General features: G+C 68.2%; 21 protein-coding genes. 14 read left to right on the top strand and 7 right to left on the bottom strand.

Annotation, left to right across the window (positions count from 1 at the left end; genetic code table 11):
• Window positions 1–18: 18 nt before the first annotated feature.
• From rpsR to rpsF, 3 genes are all read right to left on the bottom strand, one after another.
• Complete coding sequence (rpsR, locus tag IE325_RS18480; RefSeq protein WP_003949403.1) at window positions 19–255, bottom strand: 30S ribosomal protein S18; 237 nt, start codon at window positions 253–255, stop codon at window positions 19–21.
• Between the two features lie 59 nt (window positions 256–314).
• Window positions 315–926, bottom strand: a complete 612-nt coding sequence (locus tag IE325_RS18475; protein WP_190071043.1) for a single-stranded DNA-binding protein — start codon at window positions 924–926, stop codon at window positions 315–317.
• An 81-nt stretch (window positions 927–1,007) separates the two neighbouring features.
• Entirely contained in the window at window positions 1,008–1,298 is a 291-nt protein-coding gene (gene rpsF / locus IE325_RS18470) for a 30S ribosomal protein S6 (protein ID WP_005482942.1), read from the bottom strand.
• 265 nt (window positions 1,299–1,563) lie between these two features.
• On the opposite strand from rpsF, the gene IE325_RS18465 reads away from it, so the two are divergent.
• The 3 genes from IE325_RS18465 (at window position 1,564) to IE325_RS18455 (ending at window position 4,335) form a co-directional block, all read left to right on the top strand.
• Window positions 1,564–1,872: a hypothetical protein gene (locus tag IE325_RS18465; protein WP_190071042.1), complete on the top strand. Its 309-nt coding sequence runs from the start codon at window positions 1,564–1,566 to the stop codon at window positions 1,870–1,872.
• A gap of 214 nt (window positions 1,873–2,086) precedes the next feature.
• A complete protein-coding gene (femX, locus tag IE325_RS18460) occupies window positions 2,087–3,205 on the top strand; it encodes a peptidoglycan bridge formation glycyltransferase FemX (protein ID WP_190071041.1) in 1,119 nt (372 codons plus the stop codon).
• Window positions 3,206–3,303: 98 nt separating this feature from the next.
• The gene (locus IE325_RS18455) at window positions 3,304–4,335 is read left to right on the top strand and encodes an alanine racemase (protein WP_190071040.1); all 1,032 of its coding nucleotides are present in this window, start codon (window positions 3,304–3,306) and stop codon (window positions 4,333–4,335) included.
• A 114-nt stretch (window positions 4,336–4,449) separates the two neighbouring features.
• Here the strand turns inward: IE325_RS18455 and IE325_RS18450 are convergent, their stop codons facing one another.
• Together IE325_RS18450 and IE325_RS18445 are read right to left on the bottom strand one after the other, a co-directional pair.
• On the bottom strand, window positions 4,450–5,949 hold the full coding sequence (locus tag IE325_RS18450; RefSeq protein WP_190071039.1) for a glycosyltransferase family 87 protein: 1,500 nt from the start codon (window positions 5,947–5,949) through the stop codon (window positions 4,450–4,452).
• Window positions 5,950–6,138: 189 nt separating this feature from the next.
• The gene (locus tag IE325_RS18445; protein WP_190071038.1) at window positions 6,139–8,826 is read right to left on the bottom strand and encodes a transglycosylase domain-containing protein; all 2,688 of its coding nucleotides are present in this window, start codon (window positions 8,824–8,826) and stop codon (window positions 6,139–6,141) included.
• A 351-nt stretch (window positions 8,827–9,177) separates the two neighbouring features.
• On the opposite strand from IE325_RS18445, the gene IE325_RS18440 reads away from it, so the two are divergent.
• The 4 genes from IE325_RS18440 to IE325_RS18425 all read left to right on the top strand — a co-directional run bounded on the left by IE325_RS18440 (window position 9,178) and on the right by IE325_RS18425 (window position 12,956).
• Window positions 9,178–9,861 carry a PadR family transcriptional regulator gene (locus IE325_RS18440; RefSeq protein ID WP_190071037.1) on the top strand — a complete coding sequence of 228 codons (684 nt, stop codon included), beginning with the start codon at window positions 9,178–9,180 and terminating at the stop codon, window positions 9,859–9,861.
• A gap of 43 nt (window positions 9,862–9,904) precedes the next feature.
• Entirely contained in the window at window positions 9,905–10,987 is a 1,083-nt protein-coding gene (locus IE325_RS18435; RefSeq protein WP_190071036.1) for an inositol-3-phosphate synthase, read from the top strand.
• A gap of 95 nt (window positions 10,988–11,082) precedes the next feature.
• Window positions 11,083–12,360: an MFS transporter gene (locus IE325_RS18430; RefSeq protein WP_190071035.1), complete on the top strand. Its 1,278-nt coding sequence runs from the start codon at window positions 11,083–11,085 to the stop codon at window positions 12,358–12,360.
• A gap of 110 nt (window positions 12,361–12,470) precedes the next feature.
• Window positions 12,471–12,956: an LppU/SCO3897 family protein gene (locus tag IE325_RS18425; protein ID WP_190071034.1), complete on the top strand. Its 486-nt coding sequence runs from the start codon at window positions 12,471–12,473 to the stop codon at window positions 12,954–12,956.
• A gap of 101 nt (window positions 12,957–13,057) precedes the next feature.
• Here IE325_RS18425 and IE325_RS18420 read toward each other — a convergent pair whose 3' ends face one another.
• Window positions 13,058–14,500, bottom strand: coding sequence for a CCA tRNA nucleotidyltransferase (locus IE325_RS18420; protein WP_190071033.1), 1,443 nt, complete (start codon window positions 14,498–14,500; stop codon window positions 13,058–13,060).
• 269 nt (window positions 14,501–14,769) lie between these two features.
• Here IE325_RS18420 and IE325_RS18415 point away from each other — a divergent pair, with 269 nt between their 5' ends.
• The 7 genes from IE325_RS18415 to trxA all read left to right on the top strand — a co-directional run bounded on the left by IE325_RS18415 (window position 14,770) and on the right by trxA (window position 24,520).
• Window positions 14,770–17,178 (top strand): DUF6049 family protein, encoded by a 2,409-nt coding sequence (locus IE325_RS18415; RefSeq protein WP_190071032.1) that lies wholly within the window; start codon window positions 14,770–14,772, stop codon window positions 17,176–17,178.
• Window positions 17,179–17,223: 45 nt separating this feature from the next.
• Window positions 17,224–19,449, top strand: a complete 2,226-nt coding sequence (gene murJ, locus IE325_RS18410; protein ID WP_190071031.1) for a murein biosynthesis integral membrane protein MurJ — start codon at window positions 17,224–17,226, stop codon at window positions 19,447–19,449.
• Window positions 19,450–19,586: 137 nt separating this feature from the next.
• A complete protein-coding gene (locus IE325_RS18405; RefSeq protein WP_190071030.1) occupies window positions 19,587–21,305 on the top strand; it encodes a protein kinase family protein in 1,719 nt (572 codons plus the stop codon).
• A 35-nt stretch (window positions 21,306–21,340) separates the two neighbouring features.
• Window positions 21,341–22,081, top strand: coding sequence for an RNA polymerase sigma factor SigM (gene sigM, locus IE325_RS18400; protein ID WP_190071029.1), 741 nt, complete (start codon window positions 21,341–21,343; stop codon window positions 22,079–22,081).
• Entirely contained in the window at window positions 22,078–23,004 is a 927-nt protein-coding gene (locus IE325_RS18395; RefSeq protein ID WP_190071028.1) for an RsmA family anti-sigma factor, read from the top strand. The genes sigM and IE325_RS18395 overlap by 4 nt, the downstream gene beginning before the upstream one ends.
• A 170-nt stretch (window positions 23,005–23,174) precedes the next feature.
• Complete coding sequence (gene trxB / locus IE325_RS18390; RefSeq protein ID WP_190071027.1) at window positions 23,175–24,143, top strand: thioredoxin-disulfide reductase; 969 nt, start codon at window positions 23,175–23,177, stop codon at window positions 24,141–24,143.
• A 44-nt stretch (window positions 24,144–24,187) separates the two neighbouring features.
• On the top strand, window positions 24,188–24,520 hold the full coding sequence (gene trxA / locus IE325_RS18385) for a thioredoxin (RefSeq protein WP_031484651.1): 333 nt from the start codon (window positions 24,188–24,190) through the stop codon (window positions 24,518–24,520).
• 52 nt (window positions 24,521–24,572) lie between these two features.
• Here trxA and IE325_RS18380 read toward each other — a convergent pair whose 3' ends face one another.
• A complete protein-coding gene (locus IE325_RS18380; protein ID WP_190071026.1) occupies window positions 24,573–25,190 on the bottom strand; it encodes a GNAT family N-acetyltransferase in 618 nt (205 codons plus the stop codon).
• Window positions 25,191–25,237: the final 47 nt, after the last annotated feature.

The following is a 25,237-nucleotide window of genomic DNA, read 5'->3' as shown; positions in this document are numbered from 1 at the left end:
GTTTCGGTCACCCTTCCCTTATCGCGCGGTGGAGGTGTAGGGCAGCAGCGCCATCTCACGGCTGTTCTTGACGGCCGTGGCGACGTCACGCTGGTGCTGCGTGCAGTTGCCGGTCACGCGGCGGGCACGGATCTTGCCGCGGTCGGAAATGAACTTCCGCAGCATGTTCGTGTCCTTGTAGTCCACGTACGTGACCTTGTCCTTGCAGAATGCGCAGACCTTCTTCTTCGGCTTGCGCACAGGCGGCTTCGCCATGGTGTTTCTCCTGTGTGATCAAGAAGTTTGGGGTACGGCCCCGCCCCAGACCCGAGGGTCTAGAAGGGGGGCTCGTCCGAGTAGCCGCCGCCACCGCCGCCGCCCTGCTGGCCGCCGCCGGAGTTTCCACCCCAGCCGCCGCCACCGCCGCCGCCCTGGTTGCCACCGGCGGGAGCGCCGGTCGCCCACGGGTCGTCGGCGGGAGCACCGCCGCCGCCCTGCTGGCCGCCGCCGGAGTTTCCACCCCAGCCGCCGCCACCCTGGCCGCCACCGCCGCTGTAACCGCCCTGGCCACCGCGGCCGCCACCGGAGGTCTTGGTGACCTTCGCCGTGGCGTTCCGCAGGCTGGCGCCGACTTCCTCGACGTCCAGCTCGTAGACCGTGCGCTTGACGCCCTCACGGTCCTCGTAGGACCGCTGCTTCAGCCGGCCCTGCACGATGACGCGCATGCCTCGCTGGAGCGACTCCGCGACGTTCTCCGCCGCCTGACGCCAGACCGAGCAGGTCAGGAACAGGCTCTCGCCGTCCTTCCACTCATTGGTCTGACGGTCGAAGGTGCGGGGGGTGGACGCGACACGGAACTTCGCGACCGCCGCACCGGACGGGGTGAAGCGCAGCTCGGGGTCGTCGACAAGATTGCCGACGACCGTGATGACGGTCTCGCCTGCCATGGGGGAACCTCTCGGCGGGTTTGCTGGTCTGGCTGCTTGGTTGCTGCTACTCGAATCCCGAGATCAGCTGAGCGGAAGAGCTCAGTGGGTCTCGGGGCGGAGGACCTTGGTCCGGAGGACCGACTCGTTCAGGTTCATCTGGCGGTCGAGCTCCTTGACGACCGCAGGCTCGGCCTGCAGGTCGATGACCGAGTAGATGCCCTCGGGCTTCTTCTTGATCTCGTACGAGAGACGACGACGGCCCCAGGTGTCGACCTTCTCGACCTTGCCGTTGCCCTCACGGACGACGGAGAGGAAGTTCTCGATCAGGGGGGCGACAGCGCGCTCCTCCAGATCGGGGTCGAGGATGACCATCACCTCGTAGTGACGCATGTGGAACCCACCTCCTTTGGACTCAGCGGCCACGGTCGTTCCGTGGCAGGAGGGTTGTGATGCGTACGCAACGGTATCGGCCGGCACTGACAATCGGGGGTGACCTCGCGGTTCCCCCGGAGCTGGCCCGGGCAGACACCGGTGCAGACGGTACACAGTACCCGCACACCGGCGTCCGGTTGAAATCCGGCCGCCGTCGCCCACAATCTGTACACATCGGGTGTGTATGGCGCTACGATGCGCCGCCTTCCGCAGGAGGTGCCCTATGGCACAGGCATTGCGACCCAATACCGTCGGAGGCCTCTTCGCCACGGACGGAAAGTCCCATCCCATCCAGGACACCCTGCTTGTGGTGACCCTGGTGCTCGGCATCACGTCGTTCATCACGGCACAGTTCCACTTCTTGCACCTGCTCAGCTCCTGGACCGGCCTGGTGGGCATCCTCACGGGTGCGTACGGCCAGTGGATCTCGGAGACGACGCGTGAGCGCTTCGGCCTGATCGTGGGTCTCGGTGCCTCCGGAGTCGGCTTCTTCCTCGGCATGGCGCACGGCGGGCTCTTCGGCGGCTTCTGACGCCGGGGCACTGCCCTCCTCGCGCCCGCCACGGAGACCGACCTCCGAACACCGGTAGAACACCGCATAGAACACTCTCGAACGCCGCGGCGGCACGGAAGCCGGGGCGAAGCTTCCGTACGCCCAGTCGGGGCGCTCCCAAGGCGCAGTAGGCTTCCGCGAGAGCCGGAGCCCCTGTACCCATGGGGACACACCAGCCCGAGGAGCGCCCCGAATGAGCCTGACCCTGAGGACGATCAGTCGCGAGCAGCATCTGGCATACATCCAGAGCCTGCCGGCGGCGAGCCACATGCAGGTCCCGGCCTGGGCTGACGTCAAGGCGGAATGGCGCTCGGAGAGCCTCGGCTGGTTCGACCGGAGCGGCGAACTGGTCGGCGCGGGCCTCGTCCTCTACCGCCAGCTTCCCAAGATCAAGCGCTACCTCGCGTATCTGCCCGAGGGCCCGGTCATCAACTGGTTCGCGCCGAATCTGACCGAGTGGCTGGAACCGATGCTCGCGCACCTCAAGCAGCAGGGCGCCTTCTCCGTGAAGATGGGCCCGCCGGTGATCATCCGGCGCTGGGAGGCCACCTCCATCAAGGCCGGCATCCAGAACCCGGACGTGAAGCGGCTGCGTGACATCGAGGCCGACTTCATCGAGCCGCGCGCCTTCGAAGTCGCCGACAAGCTGCGTCGTATGGGCTGGCAGCAGGGCGAGGACGGCGGGGCCGGCTTCGGCGACGTCCAGCCCCGCTATGTCTACCAGGTGCCGCTGGCCAACCGGTCCCTGGAAGAGGTGCACAAGAACTTCAACCAGCTGTGGCGACGCAACATCAAGAAGGCCGAGAAGGCCGGCGTCGAGGTCGTCCAGGGCGGCTACCAGGACCTCGCGGAATGGCAGCGCCTGTACGAGATCACGGCGGTGCGCGACCACTTCCGGCCGCGCCCGCTGTCGTACTTCCAGCGCATGTGGACGGCTCTCAACAACGAGGACCCCAACCGCATGCGGCTGTACTTCGCCCGCCACGAGGGTGTGAACCTGTCGGCGGCGACGATGCTGATCGTCGGCGGCCATGTCTGGTACTCCTACGGCGCCTCCGACAACATCGGCCGTGAGGTCCGGCCCTCGAACGCGATGCAGTGGCGGATGCTGCGCGACGCCTACGCCCTCGGCGCCACCGTCTACGACCTGCGCGGCATCTCCGACTCGCTGGACGAGACCGACCACCTCTTCGGCCTGATCCAGTTCAAGGTGGGCACGGGCGGGCAGGCCGCCGAGTACCTCGGCGAGTGGGACTTCCCGCTCAACAAGCTGCTCCACAAGGCGCTCGACATCTACATGTCGCGTCGCTGACCTCGCGTTCTCTGCTTCGATACCGTCAACTGCTGCACCGTCGATAGCTTCCATATCTCTGATACACCGCAGCCACGAGAAAGGTTCCAGGTCCGGCCATGGCGCTCACGCTCTACGTCGACACCGCGCGCTGGCGGGCGCACCACAAGCACGTGCAGGAGCAGTTCCCGGGCCTCGTCCCGGTCTGCAAGGGCAACGGCTACGGCTTCGGACACGAGCGCCTCGCGGAGGAGGCCACACGGCTGGGCTCCGAGGTCCTTGCCGTGGGCACGACCTACGAGGCCGCGCGCATCAAGGACTGGTTCGGCGGCGATCTGCTGGTCCTGACGCCGTACCGGCGCGGCGAGGAGCCCGTACCGCTGCCCGACCGCGTCATCCGCTCGGTGTCGTCGGTGGACGGCGTGTACGGCCTCGTGGGCGCCCGTGTGGTCATCGAGGTGATGTCCTCGATGAAGCGGCACGGCATCAGCGAGCAGGACCTGCCGCAGCTGCACCAGGCCATCGAGAACGTCCGCCTGGAGGGCTTCGCCATCCATCTGCCGCTGGACCGCACCGACGGCTCGGACGCCGTCGAGGAGGTCATCGGCTGGATGGACCGGCTGCGCGCGGCCAGGCTGCCGCTGCACACGATGTTCGTCAGCCATCTCAAGGCCGAGGAACTCGCCCGTCTCCAGCAGCAGTTCCCGCAGACCCGCTTCCGCGCCCGCATCGGCACCCGGCTGTGGCTGGGGGACCACGACGCCACCGAGTACCGCGGCGCCGTCCTGGACGTCACCCGCGTCTCCAAGGGCGACCGCTTCGGCTACCGGCAGCAGAAGGCGGCCTCGGACGGCTTCCTGGTGGTCGTGGCGGGCGGTACGTCGCACGGAGTGGGCCTGGAGGCCCCGAAGGCCCTGCACGGCGTCATGCCGCGTGCCAAGGGCGTCGCACGGGCCGGCCTGGCCACGGTGAACCGGAACCTTTCTCCCTTCGTCTGGGGCGGCAAGCAGCGCTGGTTCGCGGAGCCGCCGCACATGCAGGTCTCGATCCTGTTCGTCCCCTCGGACGCCCCCGAGCCGAAGGTCGGCGACGAACTGGTCGCCCATCTGCGGCACACCACCACGCAGTTCGACCGCATCGTGGACCGCTGACCCACACCGCTCGGCGGCTGAACGGCCGCCGCCCGGTACCGCCGTAACGGCGAAGGCCGTACACGGACCCTTCCGTGTACGGCCTTTCGCGTACGCCCTCTACGCCCTGTTCGCTCAGAGCGAACTCCCGGTCGCCTCCCGGCTTCCCCACTCCACCTGCTGCCCGTCGAAGTGGGCCGCATGCCGGGGCGGATGGGCCGCGTGGCCGAACACGAAGACATCCTCGGCCTTGTCGAGAACACCGCCCGAGGGGTCGTCGTCACCGGCTCGGCGCACCGGATCGCGCTCCGGCATGAGGATGTCCCGTACGACGACGGCGCACATGTACAGCGTCCCCAGCAGGTGCACGCCGATGGCCCAGTGATAGCCGTCGGGCGGCAGTCCCTTGTGGGCGTCCCCGCTGGTCGTGTACGCGAGGTACAGCCAGATCCCGAGGAAGTACGCCACCTCGCACGCTTGCCAGATGAGGAAGTCCCGCCACCTCGGCCGGGCGAGCACGGCCAGGGGCACCAGCCACAGGACGTACTGCGGCGAGTAGACCTTGTTGGTGAGGATGAACGCCGCGACGATCAGGAAGGCCAGCTGGGCGAAGCGCGGCCGGCGCGGAGCGGTGAGCGTGAGCGCGGCGACACCGGCACAGCACAGCAGCATCAGCAGCGTGGCAAGCGTGTTGACGGTCTCGGTGCTCAGCGGGTCGGAGGAGTTCTGGGCCATGATCAGCCAGAACGAGCCGAAGTCGACGCCCCGCTCCTGACTGAACCGGTAGAACTGCGACCATCCGTCCCAGGCGAGCAGCATCACCGGAAGGTTCACCACCAGCCAGGCGACGACCGTGCCGCCCAGCGCCTTGCCGAAGTCCCGCCACTTGCCCGCGCGCCAGCACAGGACGAGCAGCGGGCCGAGCAGGAAGACGGGATAGAGCTTCGCGGCTGTGGCAAGGCCCAGCAAGATGCCGAAAGCGACCGGGCGGCTCCTCGACCACATCAGCATCGCGGCGGCCGTCAGGGCGACGGCCAGCAGGTCCCAGTTGATGGTCGCGGTCAGCGCGAAGGCGGGCGCCAGGGCGACCAGCAGACCGTCCCAGGGGCGCCGGGCATGCGTACGGGTCACACAGACGGCGATGACGGCCGCGCACACCATCAGCATCCCGGCATTGACCATCCAGTACCACTGCTCCTGGTGCTGGATGCTGCCGCTGCCCGTCGTGAGCCAGGAGGCGACCTCCATGAAGACACCGGTCAGCACCGGGTACTCGAGGTACTCCATGTCGCCGGGAAGCTTGTCGAAGTACGGCACCAGCCCATCGGCGAAGCCGCGCCCCTGGAAGAGGTGCGGGATGTCCGAGTAGCAGGCATGCGTGTACTGCGAGCTGGCACCGAAGAACCAGGCGCCGTTGTAGCAGGGCGCCTTCTGGACCAGCCCGAGTGCGAACATTCCGATCGCCACGAGCGCGATGATCCGCACGGGAGTCCACCAGGACGTCCCGAGCAGGGCGCGCCGTCCGATGGGGCCACCGATCAGCTCACTGCCGTTCGCGGCGACCTCGTCCTCCCTGGTCGGCCGCACCGGGTCCGGCTCGTGCACACTCGTGGGCGTCGTCTCTGCACTGGGCATGGGCCACATCCTGCCGTACGTGTCTGAGAACGGTGCGAGGACGGCGAGGGTGTGCGCGTTGAGTGTTTCACGTGAAACCGACGTTTCACGTGAAACAGGCCGCCGCCCGAGCCCTGGGTACAGCCACAAACGGCCGGTGGCCGGCACCCATGAGATGGGTGCCGGCCACCGGCCTAATCACATCGGCTTCTAGCCCGACGATCCGCCGAAGATGCCTCCGTTGCCGTTGGCATTACCTCCGCTGTTATCCGTCTCCGTCTCCGTTGGCGTCGGCGACGAGGTCGTACCGCCGTCCGTGCCGCCGTTCTGCCCGCCGTTGGAGTTGTCGCACTGCCAGTCGAACTCGCTGCAGGTCTCCGTCGGCGTGGGCGTCGGCGACACCTCCGTCTCCGAGGGGGTCGGCGACGGCGTCGGGCTCTCCTCGACGGTCTCGGTGGGAGTGGGTGTGGGCGTCGGGATCGGAACGTCGTTGATGACTTCCCCGATGGGCTTCGGCGTCGGGAACGTCTCCACCTCCTGGCCCTTGAGTGCCTGCTCCATGTAGTCGTGCCAGATCTCGGACGGGAACGAGGCACCGTGGATCTTCTTCTGACCACCAGTTCCGAACATCTTCAGGAACTCACGGTTCTGGTTCTTCTCGTTGTCGTCCATCCTGAACATCGCGATCGACGTCGACAGCTGCGGGGTGTAGCCCACGAACCAGGCAGACCGGTTGCCGTCGGTCGTACCGGTCTTACCGGCCACCGGGCGGCCGGTCAGCTGGGCGTTGGTACCCGTACCGTCCTCGACCACGGTCTTGAGGACATCTGTGACGTTGTCGGCCACCGCCTGGTTGAAGGCCTGCGTGGTCACGGCCTCGTGGGTGAAGACCTCGCCGTCCTTGTCCTTCACCTCCGTGACGGAGAAGGGGTCACGCTGCTCCCCGCTGGACGCGAAGGTCGCATAGGCGCCTGCCATGCGGATCGCGCTGGGCTGAGAGGTACCGATGGAGAAGGACGGGTATTCGGTGCCGGTCAGGCTGCTCTCCAGGATGCCCGCATCCTCTGCCGCCTCCTTCACCTTGTCCAGCCCCACGTCCATGCCGAGCTGCACGAACGCGGAGTTCACCGACTCCCTCATCGCCTCACGGAGGTCGATCTGGTAGTTCGGGGGAGAACCGTACGACTCATCGCCGTCGTTGACCTGGTTCCACTCCTCGCCCTTCTCGTTCTGCCAGACGTCGCCCTTGTAGTCCTTGATCTTGAGCTTGTTCTTGCCGCTGTACAGGCTCTTCGGGGAGACCTTGGTGCGCTCGTCCTGCGCCTGCTCCGCGCCGAGGTTCTCGTCCCGCACGCCCCACTTCATCGCGGCCGCGAGCACGAACGGCTTGAACGTCGAACCGACCTGGGCACCCGTGACGTCGGCGTTGTTCGTGAAGTGCTTCGTCGCGTCCGCGCCACCGTAGATGGCCTTGATCGCTCCGGTCTTCGGATCCACCGACGCCCCGCCGAACTGGACGTGGGTGTCGGTCTCCGGACGCTCCTTGGGCTTGATGTTGGCCTTGTAGACCTTCGTCACGGCCTTCTCGAGCTCGTTGACCTTCTTCTTGTCGAAGGTCGTTTTGATCGTGAGACCGCCTTCCCGTAGCCGCCGCTCGGTGATCCCGGTCTTGTCGCTGTTGTTGACCAGGTAGGCATTGGCGAGATCGACGAGGTAGCCGACCTGGCCGCTCAACGCGCCGTTGGCGCGCGGGTTCTGAACCGCGGGAAGCTTGGTGAACTTGGCCCGCGTCGCGGCGTCGAGATGTCCGTACTCGACCATCTTGTCGAGGGTGTCCTGCATCTGGATCAGAGCACGCTTGCTGTTGGCCTCGGGCGTGGCTGCCGGGTCGATGGACCTCGAACCCGCCGGATCGAAGTACGTGGCGCCCTTGAGCATGGCCGACAGGAAGGCGCACTCCCCTTCATTCAGGTCTTCGGCGTCCTTGTCGAAGTACGCGCGGGCCGCGGCCTGGATCCCGTACGCGTTGCGCCCGTAGTAGGCGGAGTTGAGGTAGCCGGCCATGATGTCGTCCTTCGACAGCTTGGCGCCCACCTTGATCGAGACGAAGATCTCCTGGAACTTACGCGAGAGGGTCTGCGACTGGTCGTCCAGCATCGCGTTCTTGACGTACTGCTGAGTGATCGTCGAGCCGCCCTGGGTCTCGCCGCCCCTGGCCATGTTCAGGACAGCGCGGGCGATGCCCTTCGGGTCGATGCCGCTGTCGCTGCGGAACGTCTTGTTCTCCTGCGAGATCACCGCGTTCTGCATGGCCTTGGGGATCCGCGCCAGGTTGACCTCCTGCCGGTTCACCTCACCGCCGGTGGAGACCATCACGTCGCCGTTGGACCATTGGTAGACGTTGTTCTGCGCCGTCGCGGTCTTGGCGACCACGGGGATGTCCACCATGGCGTACCCGATGCCCGCGACAGCCACGAGGCTGCCGAGGAAGCCGATGAACAGTCCGGCGATCAACCGCCACGACGGCACCCAGCGCGCCACGCCGTCCTTGCCCGCGCGGGGGTAGTCGATGAACCGCTTCCGGGCCGGCGGCGCCATGCGCCCTCTGCCGCGCCCGGGGCCGCCCGGCCCACCAGGGGAGGCGCGACGGCCACCCCTGCCCGGTTCGGCCGCTCTGCGGCGGCTGCCACCACCTCGTTGGGCCGCGCGTCGTGCTTCGGCGCGGCCTCCGTAGGGACGTTCCTCGCTCACCGAATCCGACCCGTACGAGTCGGAGGGAGACCCGGTGGCGCCTCGCGGTGCCGCTCGGCGGCCGGGGGACGAACCGGCCTGGCCGCGTCGGGCCGCGGCACGTCCGCCTCCCTGCGGCGGCGGCGGTTTGCGACGGTGCTCGCTCATCGAACGACTACTCCTCGGACAGGCGCACCCCAGGGCGCCTGGCAACGACGGCGGTTTTCCGGTCCCCCCGGAGTACGGATGTGGTCCGTTCCTCATTCACCCGTACTGCACCAAGGATGGCGACGCCCTCAGGCGTCACTCGGTTCCCGGTGTTATGCATGGCGCACAGACTACGCACCGTCAAAGTCTTCCTAGTCCCGAACTTCACCCCAAATCAGGCAACTCGCTCCACATGAATCGTTGATGTGATCCCGTTCACCGTTCCCCCACTTGTCGCGTGCGGAAGGCCGTTCTATCGTCTAGATGTATCGAGTCGATACATCAGCGCGACATAAGACGAGGAGGCGAGGGGTGAGCCGACGTTCCGGGATCCTCGAGTTCGCCGTACTCGGACTGCTGCGCGAGTCCCCGATGCACGGCTATGAGCTGCGCAAACGACTCAATACATCGCTCGGCGTGTTCCGTGCGTTCAGCTACGGCACGCTCTATCCCTGCCTCAAGACGCTGGTCGCCAACGGCTGGTTGATCGAGGAACCGGGGAACACCACCGAGGACGCGCTCGCCGCACCCCTCGCGGGCCGTCGCGCCAAGATCGTCTACCGATTGACGGCGGAAGGTAAGGAGCACTTCGAGGAGCTGCTCTCCCAGACCGGACCCGATGCGTACGAGGACGAGCATTTCGCTGCCCGATTCGCTTTCTTCGGACGCACACCCCAGGACGTGCGCATGCGCGTGCTGGAGGGCCGTCGCAGTCGGCTGGAGGAGCGCCTGGAAAAGATGAGCGCCTCTCTGGCGCGCACCCGGGAACGCCTCGACGACTACACGCTTGAGCTCCAGCGCCACGGGATGGAGTCCGTGGAGCGCGAAGTGCGCTGGCTGAACGAGCTCATCGAGAGCGAGCGGGCCGGACGGGACCTGAGGGGTTCCGCCTCCGGGGGGCCCGGCTCGCAGGACAACACACATGGAGCGCCGGGCGGCCTGCCCCGGCCGGGGGACGACCCCCGGCCGGATACGCCCGGCGACACCGCCACGTGAGATCCACTCAGGACCTCACTCGTACACACAGGGAGCAACCGGAATGGGTTCGGTGCGCGTAGCCATCGTCGGCGTGGGCAACTGTGCCGCGTCGCTGGTTCAGGGAGTCGAGTACTACAAGGACGCCGACCCGGCGTCGAAGGTCCCCGGCCTGATGCACGTGCAGTTCGGCGACTACCACGTCAAGGACGTCGAGTTCGTCGCCGCCTTCGATGTCGACGCCAAGAAGGTCGGCCTCGACCTCGCGGACGCCATCGGCGCGAGCGAGAACAACACGATCAAGATCTGCGACGTGCCCCGTTCCGGCGTGACCGTCCAGCGCGGCCACACCCTCGACGGTCTCGGCAAGTACTACCGCGAGACCATCGAGGAGTCCGCCGAGGCCCCGGTCGACATTGTCCAGGTCCTCAAGGACAAGCAGGTCGACGTCCTCGTCTGCTACCTGCCCGTCGGTTCCGAGGACGCGGCGAAGTTTTACGCCCAGTGCGCCATCGACGCGCGTGTCGCCTTCGTCAACGCCCTGCCGGTCTTCATCGCCGGTACGAAGGAATGGGCCGACAAGTTCACCGAGGCCGGCGTCCCGATCGTCGGCGACGACATCAAGTCCCAGGTCGGCGCCACCATCACGCACCGCGTCATGGCGAAGCTGTTCGAGGACCGCGGTGTCGTCCTGGACCGCACGATGCAGCTGAACGTCGGCGGCAACATGGACTTCAAGAACATGCTCGAGCGTGACCGCCTCGAGTCCAAGAAGATCTCCAAGACGCAGGCCGTCACCTCGCAGATCCCCGACCGGGAGCTCGGCGAGAAGAACGTCCACATCGGCCCGTCCGACTACGTCGCCTGGCTCGACGACCGCAAGTGGGCCTACGTCCGCCTCGAGGGCCGTGCCTTCGGTGACGTCCCGCTGAACCTGGAGTACAAGCTCGAGGTCTGGGACTCCCCGAACTCCGCCGGCGTCATCATCGACGCCCTGCGCGCCGCGAAGATCGCCAAGGACCGCGGCATCGGCGGCCCGATCCTGTCGGCGTCCAGCTACTTCATGAAGTCCCCGCCGGTCCAGTACTTCGACGACCAGGCCCGGGAAAACGTCGAGAAGTTCATCAAGGGCGAGGTCGAGCGCTAAGCGGACGGCGCAGCACCAGAACGCTCCTGCCAGGGCCGTGGAGGGTCCCCGGGTCATACCGCCCGGGGACCCTCCCGTATGTGAGGCTGTGCCCCATGTCCGTCGTACGCGACCTGCGAGTCCTGCTGCGTTTCCGGGACTTCCGGCGCCTGCTCGCAGTACGCCTGCTCTCCCAGGGCGCCGACGGCGTCTACCAGACCGCGCTCGCCACCTACGTCGTCTTCTCCCCGGAGAAACAGACCTCGGCCACAGCGATCGCCTCCGCCATGGCGGTACTGCTCCTGCCGTACTCCCTGGTGGGCCCCTTCTCCGGCGTTCTGCTGGACCGCTGGCGCCGCCGCCAAGTCCTGCTGTACGGCAGCCTGCTGCGCACCCTGCTTGCCTCGGCGACCGCCGCCCTGATCGTCACCGAGGTCCCGGACTGGCTCTTCTACGTCTCCGCCCTGTGCGTCACCGCCGTCAACCGCTTCGTCCTGTCCGGCCTCTCCGCCGCGCTGCCCCGCGTGGTCGACGAAGAGCGGCTCGTCATCGCCAACTCCCTTTCCCCGACCGCCGGCACACTCGCCGCGACCGCGGGAGCCGGCCTGGCCTTCGTCGTACGGCTCGTGGTGTGGGACTCCGATGCCGCCGTGGTGCTCCTCGGAGCCGCCCTGTATCTGTGCGCGGGCCTGGCCGCCCTGCGCATGGCGCCGGAACTGCTCGGACCCGACCGCGAGTTGATGCAGCCACGCCTCGTGGCCGCCCTCGCCGGCACCACACATGACCTGGCGGCGGCCGTACGCCATCTGTCCGCCCCACCGCGTCGCGAGGCCGCCTGGGCGCTCTTCACGATGACACTGATGCGCTTCTGCTACGGCGCCCTGCTCGTCATGCTGCTGATGCTGTGCCGGTACGCCTTCGCCTCCGATGCCGATGACGGACTCGCCCTGCTGGGGCTGGCGTTGGCCGTCTCCGGCGCCGGCTTCTTCGCGGCTGCCGTGGTGACCCCGTGGGCCGCCGCACGGCTCGGCCCGGGCCGCTGGATCGTCGTGTGCGCGGGCGCCGCCGCCCTCCTGGTGACCGGCCTCGGCCTGCCCTTCGCCACAACTCCCATGCTGGTGGCGGCATTCGTGCTGGGCCTGACGTCACAGGGCGCGAAGATCGCGACGGACACGATCGTCCAGTCCTCCGTCGAGGACGGCTTCCGTGGCCGGACCTTTTCGGTCTACGACGTGCTGTTCAACGTCGCCTTCGTCGGAGCCGCCGGAGTGGCCGCCCTGATGCTGCCGCCGGACGGCCGTTCGGCCCCGCTTGTTGTCACAGTCGCCGTTATCTACGCGGCAGTTGCTGTGGCTATGGCCCGCTTTGAGTATCGGTCTGTGTCACATCAATGACACGGAGACATTCCCGAGTACAGAGTTGTCAGTGGGGCCCGGTAGCTTACGTCCGTCTTACATCGCGCCATTGTTCGCGATCACGCACCCATGTTCTAGGGGGACCCCAAGTGACAACGCCGCCGCAGGGCAATCCATTCGCCCAGGGCCAGAACCCGTACGCCCAGGGCCAGCCGCCGCAGGGCCAGGCCCCGTACCCGCAGCAGCCGGGCCAGCCGGGGTTCCCGCAGCAGGGGGCACCGTACGCGCCGGTTCCGCCGCAGCAGCCCGGCAGCAAGTGGACTTTCAAGAAGGTCAAGAACATCGTCGTGGGAGTAGTCGTCGTCTGTGTGGTCGTGGGCGGCTTCATAGCCAGCCGGGACGACGCCAACACGGCAGAGGTCGGCGACTGCATGAGCATCGGCAACCCGAACAGCTCCACCGACCCCGACCTCGAGGTCGTGGACTGCGGCGACTCCAAGGCCGCGTACAAGGTCGCGGAGAAGCATGACGGCGGCAGCGCCACTTGCAACCGCACGAAGTACGCCCAGTACACGCAGAGTGGTGACGGAGACAACTTCACCCTGTGCCTCGAGGAGCTCGCGTCCTCCAAGTAGGTCCACCCGGATACGCCGAGGGGCGATGTTTCACGTGAAACATCGCCCCTCGGCGTATCCGGGTGGGCACGTTTCACGTGAAACATGCCCTGCCCCAGGGCTCAGCCCTGCTCGGCCCACCACTCCTTCAGCGCTGCCACCGCCGCATCGTGCCCCATCGGGCCGTTCTCCAGCCGAAGCTCCAGCATGTGCTTGTACGCGTTCCCGATCACCGGCCCCGGTCCGACGCCGAGGATCTCCATGATCTGGTTGCCATCGAGGTCGGGGCGGATGGAATCGAGTTCCTCCTGCTCCTGGAGTTGAGCGATCCGATCCTCCAGGCCGTCGTAGGCCCGGGAGAGCGCCGCCGCCTTGCGCTTGTTGCGCGTCGTGCAGTCCGAGCGGGTCAGCTTATGGAGGCGGCCGAGGAGGGGGCCGCCGTCTCGGACATAGCGGCGCACGGCGGAGTCCGTCCATTCCCCCGTGCCGTAGCCATGGAAGCGAAGGTGGAGTTCGACCAGACGTGAGACGTCCTTCACCAACTCGTTGGAGTACTTGAGCGCCGTCATGCGCTTCTTCGTCATCTTCGCGCCGACCACCTCGTGGTGGTGGAACGAGACCCGGCCGTCCTTCTCGAAGCGGCGTGTGCGCGGCTTGCCGATGTCGTGGAGCAGCGCGGCCAGCCGGAGGGTCAGGTCGGGACCGTTCTCCTCCAGCGCCATCGCCTGCTCCAGAACGATCAGCGAGTGCTCGTAGACGTCCTTGTGACGGTGATGCTCGTCGCTCTCCAGCCGCAGAGCCGGCAGCTCGGGCAGTACGTGTCCGGCGAGCCCGGTGTCGACCAGCAGGGTCAGCCCCTTGCGCGGGTGGGCGGAGAGGATCAGCTTGTTCAGCTCGTCCCGTACCCGCTCCGACGAGACGATCTCGATGCGCGCGGACATCTCCTTCATGGCGGTCACCACCTCGGGAGCCACCTCGAAGTCGAGCTGCGCCGCGAAGCGTGCCGCCCGCATCATGCGCAGCGGGTCGTCCGAGAAGGACGCCTCCGGCGTACCCGGGGTCCGCAGAACTCGCGCCGCGAGGTCCTCCAGCCCGCCGTGCGGGTCGACGAACTCCTTCTCCGGCAGCGCGACGGCCATCGCGTTGACCGTGAAGTCACGACGGACGAGATCCTCCTCGATCGAGTCGCCGTACGACACCTCGGGCTTGCGCGAGGTCCGGTCGTACGCCTCCGAGCGGTAGGTCGTCACCTCGATCTGGTAGCCGTCCTTCTGAGCACCGACGGTCCCGAAGGCGATCCCGACCTCCCACACCGCGTCCGCCCACGGCCGCACGATCTTCAGGACGTCCTCGGGCCGGGCGTCGGTCGTGAAGTCCAGGTCGTTGCCGAGCCGCCCGAGCAGCGCGTCCCGGACCGATCCGCCGACCAGGGCGAGGGAGAACCCGGCCTCCTGGAAACGGCGGGCGAGGTCGTCGGCGACAGGCGCGACCCGCAGCAGCTCGCTCACCGCGCGGTGCTGCACCTGGCTCAGGACACTGGACTTGTCTTCGTTGGCGTTCGGCACAACAGAAAAGGGTACGTGGCCGAAGGGACCGCGAGCGCCTCCATTAAACGTGCACACCACGGGCACAGCCGCCTCCGGCGAGGCAGGCCCAGGGGCTGTCCTTACGACTTGGTGACGGGCCCTGTTTTATACCCGTACATAGGGGACAGGCCGACGGCGTGGGCCGATCTTGTGAGGCACACCGCGGCACTTCCCCTCAGCGCGCATCGTTACCATGCGTGGACGCACATTCCGACGACCACTGACGACGACGAGGGACGGGCGAGCGCGTGGCCGAGGCGGCAGACTTCCAGGGGATGAGTCCCTCACCTGCCCGCCGCTGGCTGCGGCGCACCGGAGCGCTGCTCGCCGGGGCGCCTCTGCTGGCAGGCCTGCTCCAGCTGCCTGCCGCGGCCCCCTCGCACGCCGCCGGACAGGACTCCCTGAAGGCCGCTTCCGGCTCGAAGACGGTGGCGGTCGCTGTGGACTCGCTCACTCCCGCGGTGGTCGGCGAGGACGACACCGTGACCGTGTCCGGCACGGTCACCAACAACGGCAAGCAGACCGTCACCGACGCGCAGGTCGACCTGCGTCTCGGGAGCGCCTTGAGCACCCGCTCGGACATCGACACGGTCGCCGGGCGCACCGACTACCAGGAGGGTCTCGACGGATCCCCGGTGGGCGGCAAGTACGTCGAGGAGTTCGCCAAGCTCACTCCGGGGGTCTCCCGGAGCTTCAGCATCTCGGTGCCGGTCGACAAGCTGGACCTCGGTGGGACCGGGGTCTACCCGTTCGCCGTCTCCCTGTCCGGTGAGACGTCCGCGCGGCCCTGGAACCAGGTGCTGGGCATCCAGCGCACCTTCCTGCCGTGGCAGGCGGACGAGGCCGACACCAAGACCCGGACGACGGTGCTGTGGCCGCTGATCTCCACGCCTCACATGACGGCGCAGACGGGATCGGACGAGTCGCAGACGCCGGTGTTCCATGACGACGACCTCGCCGAGGAGATCTCCCCGGGCGGGCGCCTCCAGCAGCTCGTGTCCCTCGGCAAGGATCTCGACGTCACCTGGGTGATCGACCCCGATCTGCTGGCCTCCGTGGACGCGATGACGGAGAGCTACCGCGTCCAGGGCGAGGGCGACACGACCACGGCGGGCACCCACCAGGCGGTCGCCAACCAGTGGCTGGCCGAGCTCCAGGAGGCGGTGCAGGACAAGGAGGTCGTCGCCCTGCCCTTCGCCGACCCGGACCTGGCCTCCCTGGCGCACAACGGCACGAACGTCACCGGCTCCCTGAGCCACCTCAAGGAGGCCACCGACGTCGCCTCCGACACCGTCGAGTCGGTGCTCCACGTGGAACCGACCACCGACTTCGCCTGGCCCGTGAACGGCGCCGTCGACCCGTCCATCGTCAAGGTCGCCACCTCCGCCGGCGCCGACAAGGTGATCGCCCGCAGCGACAGCCTGATCGAGACGGGCGGCCTGCCCTACACGCCCTCCGCCGCCCGCCCCATCGGCGGCGGCACCACGGCGGTGGTCGCGGACGCCCGCATGTCGACCCTGTTCCAGGGCAACCTGACGCGAGCCTCCAGCTCGACGCTCGCCGTGCAGAGATTCCTCGCCCAGAGCCTGGCCCTGAACCTCCAGTCGGACAAACAGCGCAGCATCGTCGTCGCCCCGCAGCGGATGCCGACGGCGAGCCAGGCCCAGGCCATGGCCGCGGCGGTGACGGCGCTCCAGGGCGGCGCCTGGTCCGAGTCCCAGGAGCTCACGGCCGCCGCCACGGCCAAGCCCGACTCCGGCGCCACCACCAAGGTCCCCGCGGCCTCCAGGTACCCCTCGTCGCTGCGCAAGCAGGAGCTGCCGCGCTCGGCCTTCGAGCAGATCGCGACCACGCAGGACAAGCTCGACAACTTCAAGGTCATCCTCAGCAACGAGGACCGCGTGGTGACCCCCTTCGGGCGGGCCATGAACCGCGAGATGTCCACGTCGTGGCGGGGCCGCTCCGGGGAAGCCGCCGACTACCGCAATGACGTCGAGGCGTACATCGACTCCCTGGCCGGCCAGGTCACGCTGATCGACAAGTCCGAGACGAAGCTCTCCGGACGCAGCGCCACGATCCCCGTCACCGTGCAGAACAACCTGGTGCAGGGCGTCGAGCACCTGGTGCTGCGGCTCACCTCGACCAGCCCGAGGCGTCTGGAGATCGGCGGCGAGAGCTACTACGAGCAGGACGTCTCGGTCTCCGGCGGACACAGCCAGTCGGTGAAGTTCCCCACCTCGGCTCAGGCGAACGGCCAGGCCACGGTGATCGCCCAGCTGTACACCGAGGACGGCCAGAAGTACGGTGCGCCCGTCACCTTCGACGTGAAGGTCACCGAGTTCACGGCCACGGTGATGCTGGTCATCGGCGGCGGCTTCCTGCTGCTGGTCCTCGCCGGTTTCCGGATGTACACGCAGCGCAAGCGCGCGGCGGCACGTGACGGCGGGGAAGACGGTTCCCAGGAGACGAGCGAGGCCGACGGCGGTCCGGAGAACCCGGAAGGCCCCGAGGACCGTCTCTCCCCCGAGGACGTTCTCCAGGAGGAGTCCCGCGCCGGTACCCGGGCAGACGCCTCGGAGCAGCCGAGTGACCCGACACCGGACACCGCAGCGGAAAGCGCCGACCCGTCCGGCACGGGTGAGAGAGTGGACCGTTGAGCGATGTCGTGGCCGGTGGGCCCGGGACGATGAGGTGGGGTAACCATGAACGCGCCGTACGACGGTGACCGCGGCCAGGCCGCGGGCAGCTCGGGGCACCCCGAGGGCCCGCCGCCCGAGCCCGGCCAGGTGCCGCCGCAGCACCCCGCGGACATGTACCTCCAGGACGCCTACAACCAGGACCCCTACCGGGACCAGGAACTCACCGCCCAGGACCCGGTCGCCGAAGCGCTCTACGACCGCGCCGCGCACCCCCCGCCGCCACCGGGCACCTACCCGCCTCAGCACCCCCTCTACTCCCAGCCGCCCCAGTCCCCGTACGCCCCCGACCCGAACGTGTGGGCCCAGACCCCGGCGCCCGAGCCGGAGGGCCCGACCCAGTACCTGCCGTACGGCGACGACCCCCGCACGACGCAGTATGTGGGCGTCGACGACCTCGTCTCGCACTCCACCGAACAGAACCCCGAGCACGACGCCTTCGCGCATCTCTTCCGGGACCAGCAGCAGGGCGGCCATCCGCAGTACCAGGCACCGCCCACGGTCCCCGCGCCCTCTCCGGCGCCTGCTCCGGGCCCCACGCCGCCCGTGGCGGCCGAGGCACCGGCTCCCGCTCCTGCTGCGGCGCCCGCCGCGAAGAAGGGCGGACGGGCCGGGGGGCTGCTGAAGTCGAGCGCGGTGATGGCGGCGGGGACGATGGTCTCCCGCCTGACCGGGTTCGTACGGTCCGCGATGATCGTCTCGGCACTGGGCCTCGGCCTGCTCGGCGAATCGTTCCAGGTGGCCTACCAGCTCCCGACGATGATCTACATCCTGACCGTCGGCGGCGGGCTCAACTCCGTGTTCGTGCCCCAGCTCGTCCGCTCCATGAAGGAGGACGAGGACGGCGGTGAGGCATACGCCAACCGGCTGCTGACCCTCGTCATGGTGATCCTCGGTGTCCTCACCGCGCTCGCCATGTTCGCCGCCCCTCTCCTGGTCCGGGCCCTGTCGACCCCCCTGGCGAACAACCCCGCGGCCAACGAGACCGCTGTCACCTTCACCCGTTACTTCCTGCCCTCGATCTTCTTCATGGGCATCCACGTCGTGATGGGACAGATCCTCAACGCCCGCGGCCGGTTCGGCGCGATGATGTGGACCCCGGTCCTGAACAACATCGTCATCATCGTGACGCTCGGCGCCTTCCTGTGGGTCTACGGCACCGCCGAGCGCTCCGGCATGGAGGTCACCAGCATTCCGCCGGAGGGCATCCAACTGCTCGGCGTGGGCGTGCTCCTCGGCCTCGTCGTCCAGGCCCTCGCGATGATCCCGTACCTGCGCGAGACCGGCTTCAGGCTTCGGCTGCGCTTCGACTGGAGGGGCCACGGCCTCGGCAAGGCCGCGATGCTGGCCAAGTGGACGATCCTCTTCGTCCTCGCCAACCAGGCCGGTGCCCTCGTCGTGACCCAGCTCGCCACGGCGGCGATCACCGACTCCGGCGTCCCCGGCACCGGCTTCAGCGCCTACGCCAACGCACAGCTCATCTGGGGTCTCCCGCAGGCCATCATCACCGTCTCACTGATGGCCGCCCTGCTGCCCCGTATCTCCCGCTCCGCGGCCGAGGACGACGCCGGCGCGGTGCGCGACGACATCTCGCAGGGACTGCGCACCACGGCCGTGGCGATCGTGCCGCTCGCCTTCGGCTTCGTCGCGCTCGGCATCCCCATGTGCACCTTGATGTTCGGATCCTCGGGCACCAGCGAAGCCACCAACATGGGCTTCATGCTGATGGCGTTCGGCCTCGGGCTGATCCCGTACTCCGTGCAGTACGTCGTCCTGCGTGCCTTCTACGCCTACGAGGACACCCGCACCCCCTTCTACAACACCGTCATCGTCGCGGCCGGCAACGCCCTCGCGTCGGTCGTCTGCTACCTCGTTCTCCCGGCTCGCTGGGCCGTGGTCGGCATGGCGGCGTCGTACGGCCTGGCCTACACGATCGGCGTCAATGTCGCCTGGCGACGGCTGCGCAAGAAGCTCGGCGGCGACCTCGACGGCGCCCGGGTGATGCGGACGTACACCAGGCTCGGGCTCGCCTCGGTGCCCGCGGTACTGCTCAGCGGGGCGGCCTGCTACGGGATCAGCCGGACGCTCGGCCAGGGCGTCGTCGGTTCCTTCGCCGCTCTGGTGGCCGGCGGCGCCGTGCTGCTGGGGGTCTTCTTCATCGCCGCGCGCAGGATGCGTATCGATGAGCTGAACTCACTGGTCGGCATGGTGCGCGGGCGTCTGGGTCGCTGAGTCGGGGGTAAGCGCACAACCATCGTCCGCCATCGTGTGTCGTGCATAGCGGCGGACTGTGGGCACAATTGGTTTCGGCGTCGGACGGCGCGCTCGGGGTCCAACGGCGCGCAATGGATGGGGAGGCAGGAACGACGGTGGCGGAACGGAGCACGGCTGCCGTCGACGTGGCAGACAACAGCGGCGACGAGCCGCTGACCGCTCAGGCGGACCAGTCCACGGCCGACGGGGTGGCCAACAATCGGGAGCGGGACACGGACATCGACGAGGCACAGGGGAGTGGCGGGACCGAGGGTCCCGGGAAGGCCTCACCGCCCGAACTGCACAGCGGCCACAAACTCGCCAGACGCTACCGCCTCGAGGAGTGCGTCACCCGTCTGGACGGTTTCAGCAGTTGGCGTGCGGTCGACGAGAAACTCCGTCGCGCCGTCGGCGTGCACATCCTGCCCGCGGACCATGCGCGGGCCCGTTCCGTGCTGGCCGCGGCCCGCTCCTCCGCGCTGCTCGGCGATCCTCGGTTCGTCCAGGTGCTGGACGCCGTCGAGGAGAACGACCTCGTCTATGTCGTCCACGAATGGCTCCCCGACGCCACGGAGATGACCACGCTCCTGGCGTCCGGCCCGCTGGAGCCGTACGAGGCGTACCAGATGGTCACCCAGGTGTCCGCCGCCATGGCCGCCGCCCACCGTGAGGGCCTGGCGCATCTGCGGCTCAACCCGAACGCCGTACTGCGGACCTCGTCCGGCCAGTGGCGCATCCGCGGCCTCGCGGTGAACGCCGCGCTGCGCGGCATCAGCTCGGACACTCCGCAGCGCACCGACACGGAGGCGATCGGCGCGCTGCTGTACGCCGGGCTCACCCAGCGCTGGCCGTACGAGAGCGACGCCTACGGGCTGTCCGGGCTGCCCAAGGACGTCGGTCTGATCGCCCCGGACCAGGTGCGTGCCGGTGTCCACCGCGGGCTGTCCGAGCTCGCCATGCGCGCGCTGGCCAACGACGGCGCGACCGCCTCGCGCCATGAGTCGGCATGCACCACTCCGGAGGAGTTGGTGAAGGCGGTCGGCGAGATGCCCCGCATCCGCCCGCCGGAGCCCTCGTTCACGGCCCCGCCGGACTATCAGCGCACGACGTACCAGCAGGGCACATACGGCCGCCAGACGCACCCCGGTGCGAATCAGCCGGTGCAGTCTCCGCCGCCCCCGCTCCAGAGCCGCACCGGCAAGGCCCTGAAGTGGGCCGTCTCGGCGCTCCTGATCGCCGCCCTGGGTCTGGGCAGCTGGCAGCTCGCGGACGCGCTCATGGACCAGGGCGGCAACTCCGAGGACTCCAACCAGACGCAGACGACGGACGACGGCGACAAGGGCAGCGGCGGCACCAAGCCGGCCAAGCCGCTCAGCATCAAGGGCGCTCAGGAGTACGTGGCCGAGGGCGATGCCCAGCATCCTGGCGACGTGGACCAGACGTACGACGACAGCACGTCGACGGGATGGCGGACCAACAGCTACAAGGACGGTCCGGAGATAGTGATCAAGCCTGGCGTCGGCATCGTCTACGACCTCGGCTCCGATCAGGACGTGTCGACCGCGACGCTCTCCCTCCGGTACGGCGGCCCTCACACCACCGTCAAGCTGTACGCCACCGACTCACCGGATTCGTCCACACCGTTGAGCTCGATGAAGCAGCTGGGCACGGCAACGACGAACGGCACCTCTGCGAAGGTGACGGTCGACAAGCCGGAGAAGACCCGCTACGTGCTGGTGTGGCTGACCGCGATGCCCTACTCCGGCGTCGATTCCGCCAACTACAGTCAGCCTGGCTACAAGCAGGCCATCACCAACGTGAAGTTCACCAGCTGACCGACAACTGACCGCAGACGAGGGGAGGGGGTCCGATGACCGATGGCCACGCCTACGGCGACACAAGCGATCAGGACCTCCTCGCCCTGCACGTGGAAGGCGACCCCGACGCCTTCGGCGAGATCGTACGGCGGCACCGGGACCGGCTCTGGGCGGTGGCGCTGCGAACGCTCGGCGACCGCGAGGAAGCCGCTGACGCCGTCCAGGACGCCCTCGTGTCCGCCTACCGGGCCGCCCACACCTTCCGGGGCCAGTCGGCCGTCACGACGTGGCTGCACCGCATCACGGTGAACGCCTGCCTGGACCGCGCCCGCAAGGCTGCCTCCCGGAAGACCTCCCCGGTCGACGACACCGAGCGCCTGGAGCAGCTGCTGGAGCCGCACGAGTCCGCCTCGGCGCCGGCGGAGCGCAACGATCTGCATCGCCAGCTCCTCGAGGCTCTCGGCACGCTTCCGCCGGACCAACGGGCGGCCCTCGTCCTGGTGGACATGCAGGGCTACCCGGTCGCGGAGGCCGCCCGCGTCCTCGATGTGCCGACCGGCACCGTCAAGAGCCGATGTGCACGCGGCAGAGCCAGACTCCTGCCCCTCCTCACGCATCTACGGCCGGAAAGTACGCGTGACGGCAAGGATCCCGGCGAGAGGCGGAACCGGACGCAGGGGACATCCGTCCCACCGGCAGCGGGTCCACCTGCCGAGGGGCCACAAGCCACGGGTCCGCGCGATACCGGGTCGAGTGATTCAGCTGCTGTGAAGGGCGGAGGTGGGCGAGCGTGACATCCACGACAGACACGGCCGGGCACCCGGACGTCGCCGAGATCTCCGACCTCACCGAGGGCCTCCTCCCGCCGTCCAGGACCGCCGATCTACGTCGCCATCTCGACGAGTGCGAGCTGTGCGCGGACGTCCATGCTTCGCTGGAGGAGATCCGGGGACTGCTCGGCACGCTGCCTGGCGCCTCACGCATGCCCACCGACGTCGCCGAACGCATCGATGCCGCCCTTGCCGCAGAAGCTCTGCTGAGCGCGACGGCACCCGATGACGCGGACGCGCAGACGCATGGTGCAGGCGCCCACACGATGTCCAGCGCGGACGGCGGCGCGCATGTTTCACGTGAAACATCGACAGCCGCAGGCCGTCCGGCAGGTCACGCACGTTCCTCCACGACCGGCCCCGGCCGCAAGGACCGCAAGAAGACGGGACGCCGCAGGGTCGCCGTCCTCGGCGCCGCATTCACGGCCGCGGCCCTGGGGCTGGGTTCGGTACTGCTGACCTCTCTCATGGGTGGCGGAGGAGCCGGTCCTTCGGCCGACGGGGGACAGACCTCCTCCGATACCTTCTCCGCGGCAAAGCTGGAGAAGAAGGTCACCGACCTCCTCGCCACGAGCGAGAGCTCCGTGGGCAGCTCACAAAAGCCCGATCGCAGCCTGGGCATGCAAGGCGGGGCCGACACCGCGAGCCCGCGCATCTTCCGCGAGATCACGGTGCCCGACTGCATCCGCAAGGGCATCGGCCGCGATGACACAGCCCTTGCCGCCGAGGAAGGCCGCTACAAGGGCAAGGACGCTTTGCTCGTCGTGCTGCCCGATGCCTCCGATGTCAGCCGGGTCACCGCCTACGTCATGGACGCGTCCTGCGTGAAGCAGCCGTCGAACACCAAGGCAGACGTCCTCCTGACGGACTCCTACGCCCGCCACTGAGCGGCGGGCGGCTCACCTCACTCCGCAGCGGCAACCCCCACAATGTGACGTCACCGTGTGCCCGGACACAGTGGGAATGCGCGCCCCTTAGGATCCGTTGGGTGGGGTGAGAGTTCTGAAAGGGGCTCCCACCGGTCCGACGACGTATTCCAGAGACGAGGAATCAAGCCGTGAGCGACGTCCGAAACGTGATCATCATCGGCTCCGGGCCCGCCGGCTATACGGCGGCGCTCTACACCGCGCGCGCGTCGCTGAAGCCGCTGGTCTTCGAGGGCGCCGTCACCGCCGGCGGTGCGCTCATGAACACGACCGACGTGGAGAACTTCCCGGGCTTCCAGGACGGCATCATGGGCCCCGAGCTCATGGACAACATGCGCTCCCAGGCCGAGCGCTTCGGTGCCGAGCTCGTCCCGGACGACATCGTCAACGTCGACCTGACCGGTGAGATCAAGACCGTCACCGACACCGCGGGCACGGTCCACCGTGCGAAGGCCATCATCGTCGCCACCGGCTCGCAGCACCGCAAGCTCGGCCTGCCGAACGAGGACGCGCTCTCCGGTCGAGGCGTCTCATGGTGCGCCACCTGTGACGGCTTCTTCTTCAAGGACCAGGACATCGCCGTGATCGGCGGCGGCGACACCGCGATGGAGGAGGCCACCTTCCTCTCCCGCTTCGCCAAGTCCGTGACGATCGTCCACCGCCGCGACAGCCTGCGTGCCTCCAAGGCGATGCAGGACCGCGCCTTCGCCGACCCGAAGATCAAGTTCGTGTGGGACAGCGAGGTGGCCGAGGTCCAGGGCGACCAGAAGCTCTCCGGCCTGAAGCTGCGCAACGTCAAGACCGGCGAGCTCTCGGACCTGGCGGTCACCGGCCTGTTCATCGCGATCGGCCACGACCCGCGCACCGAGCTCTTCAAGGGCCAGCTGGAGCTGGACGAGGAGGGCTACCTCAAGGTCGAAGCCCCCTCGACCCGCACCAACCTCACTGGTGTCTTCGGCGCCGGCGACGTCGTCGACCACACCTACCGCCAGGCGATCACCGCGGCCGGCACCGGCTGTTCCTCCGCACTCGACGCCGAGCGCTTCCTCGCCGCCCTCGCGGACGAGGAGAAGGCCGAGCCCGAGAAGACCGCTGTCTGACCTCCCCCATCCGCCCCACGCACCAATCAGTTAAGGAGCCCGCCGTGGCCGGCACCCTGAAGAACGTGACCGACGACTCCTTCGAGCAGGACGTCCTCAAGAGCGACAAGCCCGTCCTGGTGGACTTCTGGGCCGCCTGGTGCGGTCCGTGCCGCCAGATCGCGCCGTCCCTCGAGGCGATCGCCGCCGAGCACGGCGACAAGATCGAGATCGTCAAGCTCAACATCGACGAGAACCCGGGTACGGCCGCCAAGTACGGCGTCATGTCCATCCCGACGCTGAACGTCTACCACAACGGTGAGGTCGCCAAGACCATCGTCGGCGCCAAGCCGAAGGCCGCGATCCTCCGCGACCTTGAGGACTTCATCGCCGAGTGATGTTTCACGTGAAACACGAATGGGCCAACCCCTCGGGGTTGGCCCATTCGCTTTAGAGAGGCCGCAGCGCCGGTTCCTTCTGGACCGCGCCGAGAAGGCGGTCGATCGCCATCTCCACGTCTTCCTTCCAGGACAACGTCGTCCGCAGTTCCAGCCGCAGCCGCGGGAAGTTGGGGTGCGGGCGCACCGTCTTGAAGCCCACGGCCAGGAGATGGTCGGCGGGCAGCACACACGCCGGCTCCTTCCAGCGCGCGTCTCCAAAGGCCTCGATCGCCTTGAAGCCCCGGCGCAGCAGATCCTTCGCGACCGTCTGGACCATCACCCGGCCCAGCCCCTGCCCCTGATAGCCCGGCATGATGAACGCCGTCATCAACTGCACCGCGTCCGGCGACACAGGGCTCGTGGGAAACGCGGTCGCGCGAGGAACATAAGCCGGGGGCGCGTACAGCACGAAGCCGACAGGCACCTCGTCGACGTAGACGACTCGACCGCATGATCCCCAGTCCAGCAGAACGGCGGAGATCCAGGCTTCCTTCTCCAGAGCGGGTGTGCCGGCCTTTACCGCGGCCTCACCGCTGACCGGGTCCAACTCCCAGAAGACACACGTGCGGCAGCGCTTGGGAAGGTCCGGAAGGTTGTCCAGCGTGAGCGGTACGAGCCGACGCCCCATGAAGGCTGTTCCTCGCTTCCTTCGCCCGCGGCATCACGAGCGGCTGT

Origin of the sequence: Streptomyces lanatus (genome assembly GCF_014655715.1) — a bacterium.
Classification (GTDB): Bacteria; Actinomycetota; Actinomycetes; order Streptomycetales; family Streptomycetaceae; genus Streptomyces; species Streptomyces lanatus.
The sequence above is the reverse complement of the archived record's forward strand: the minus strand, read 5'-3'. Positions and strand labels throughout refer to the sequence as shown.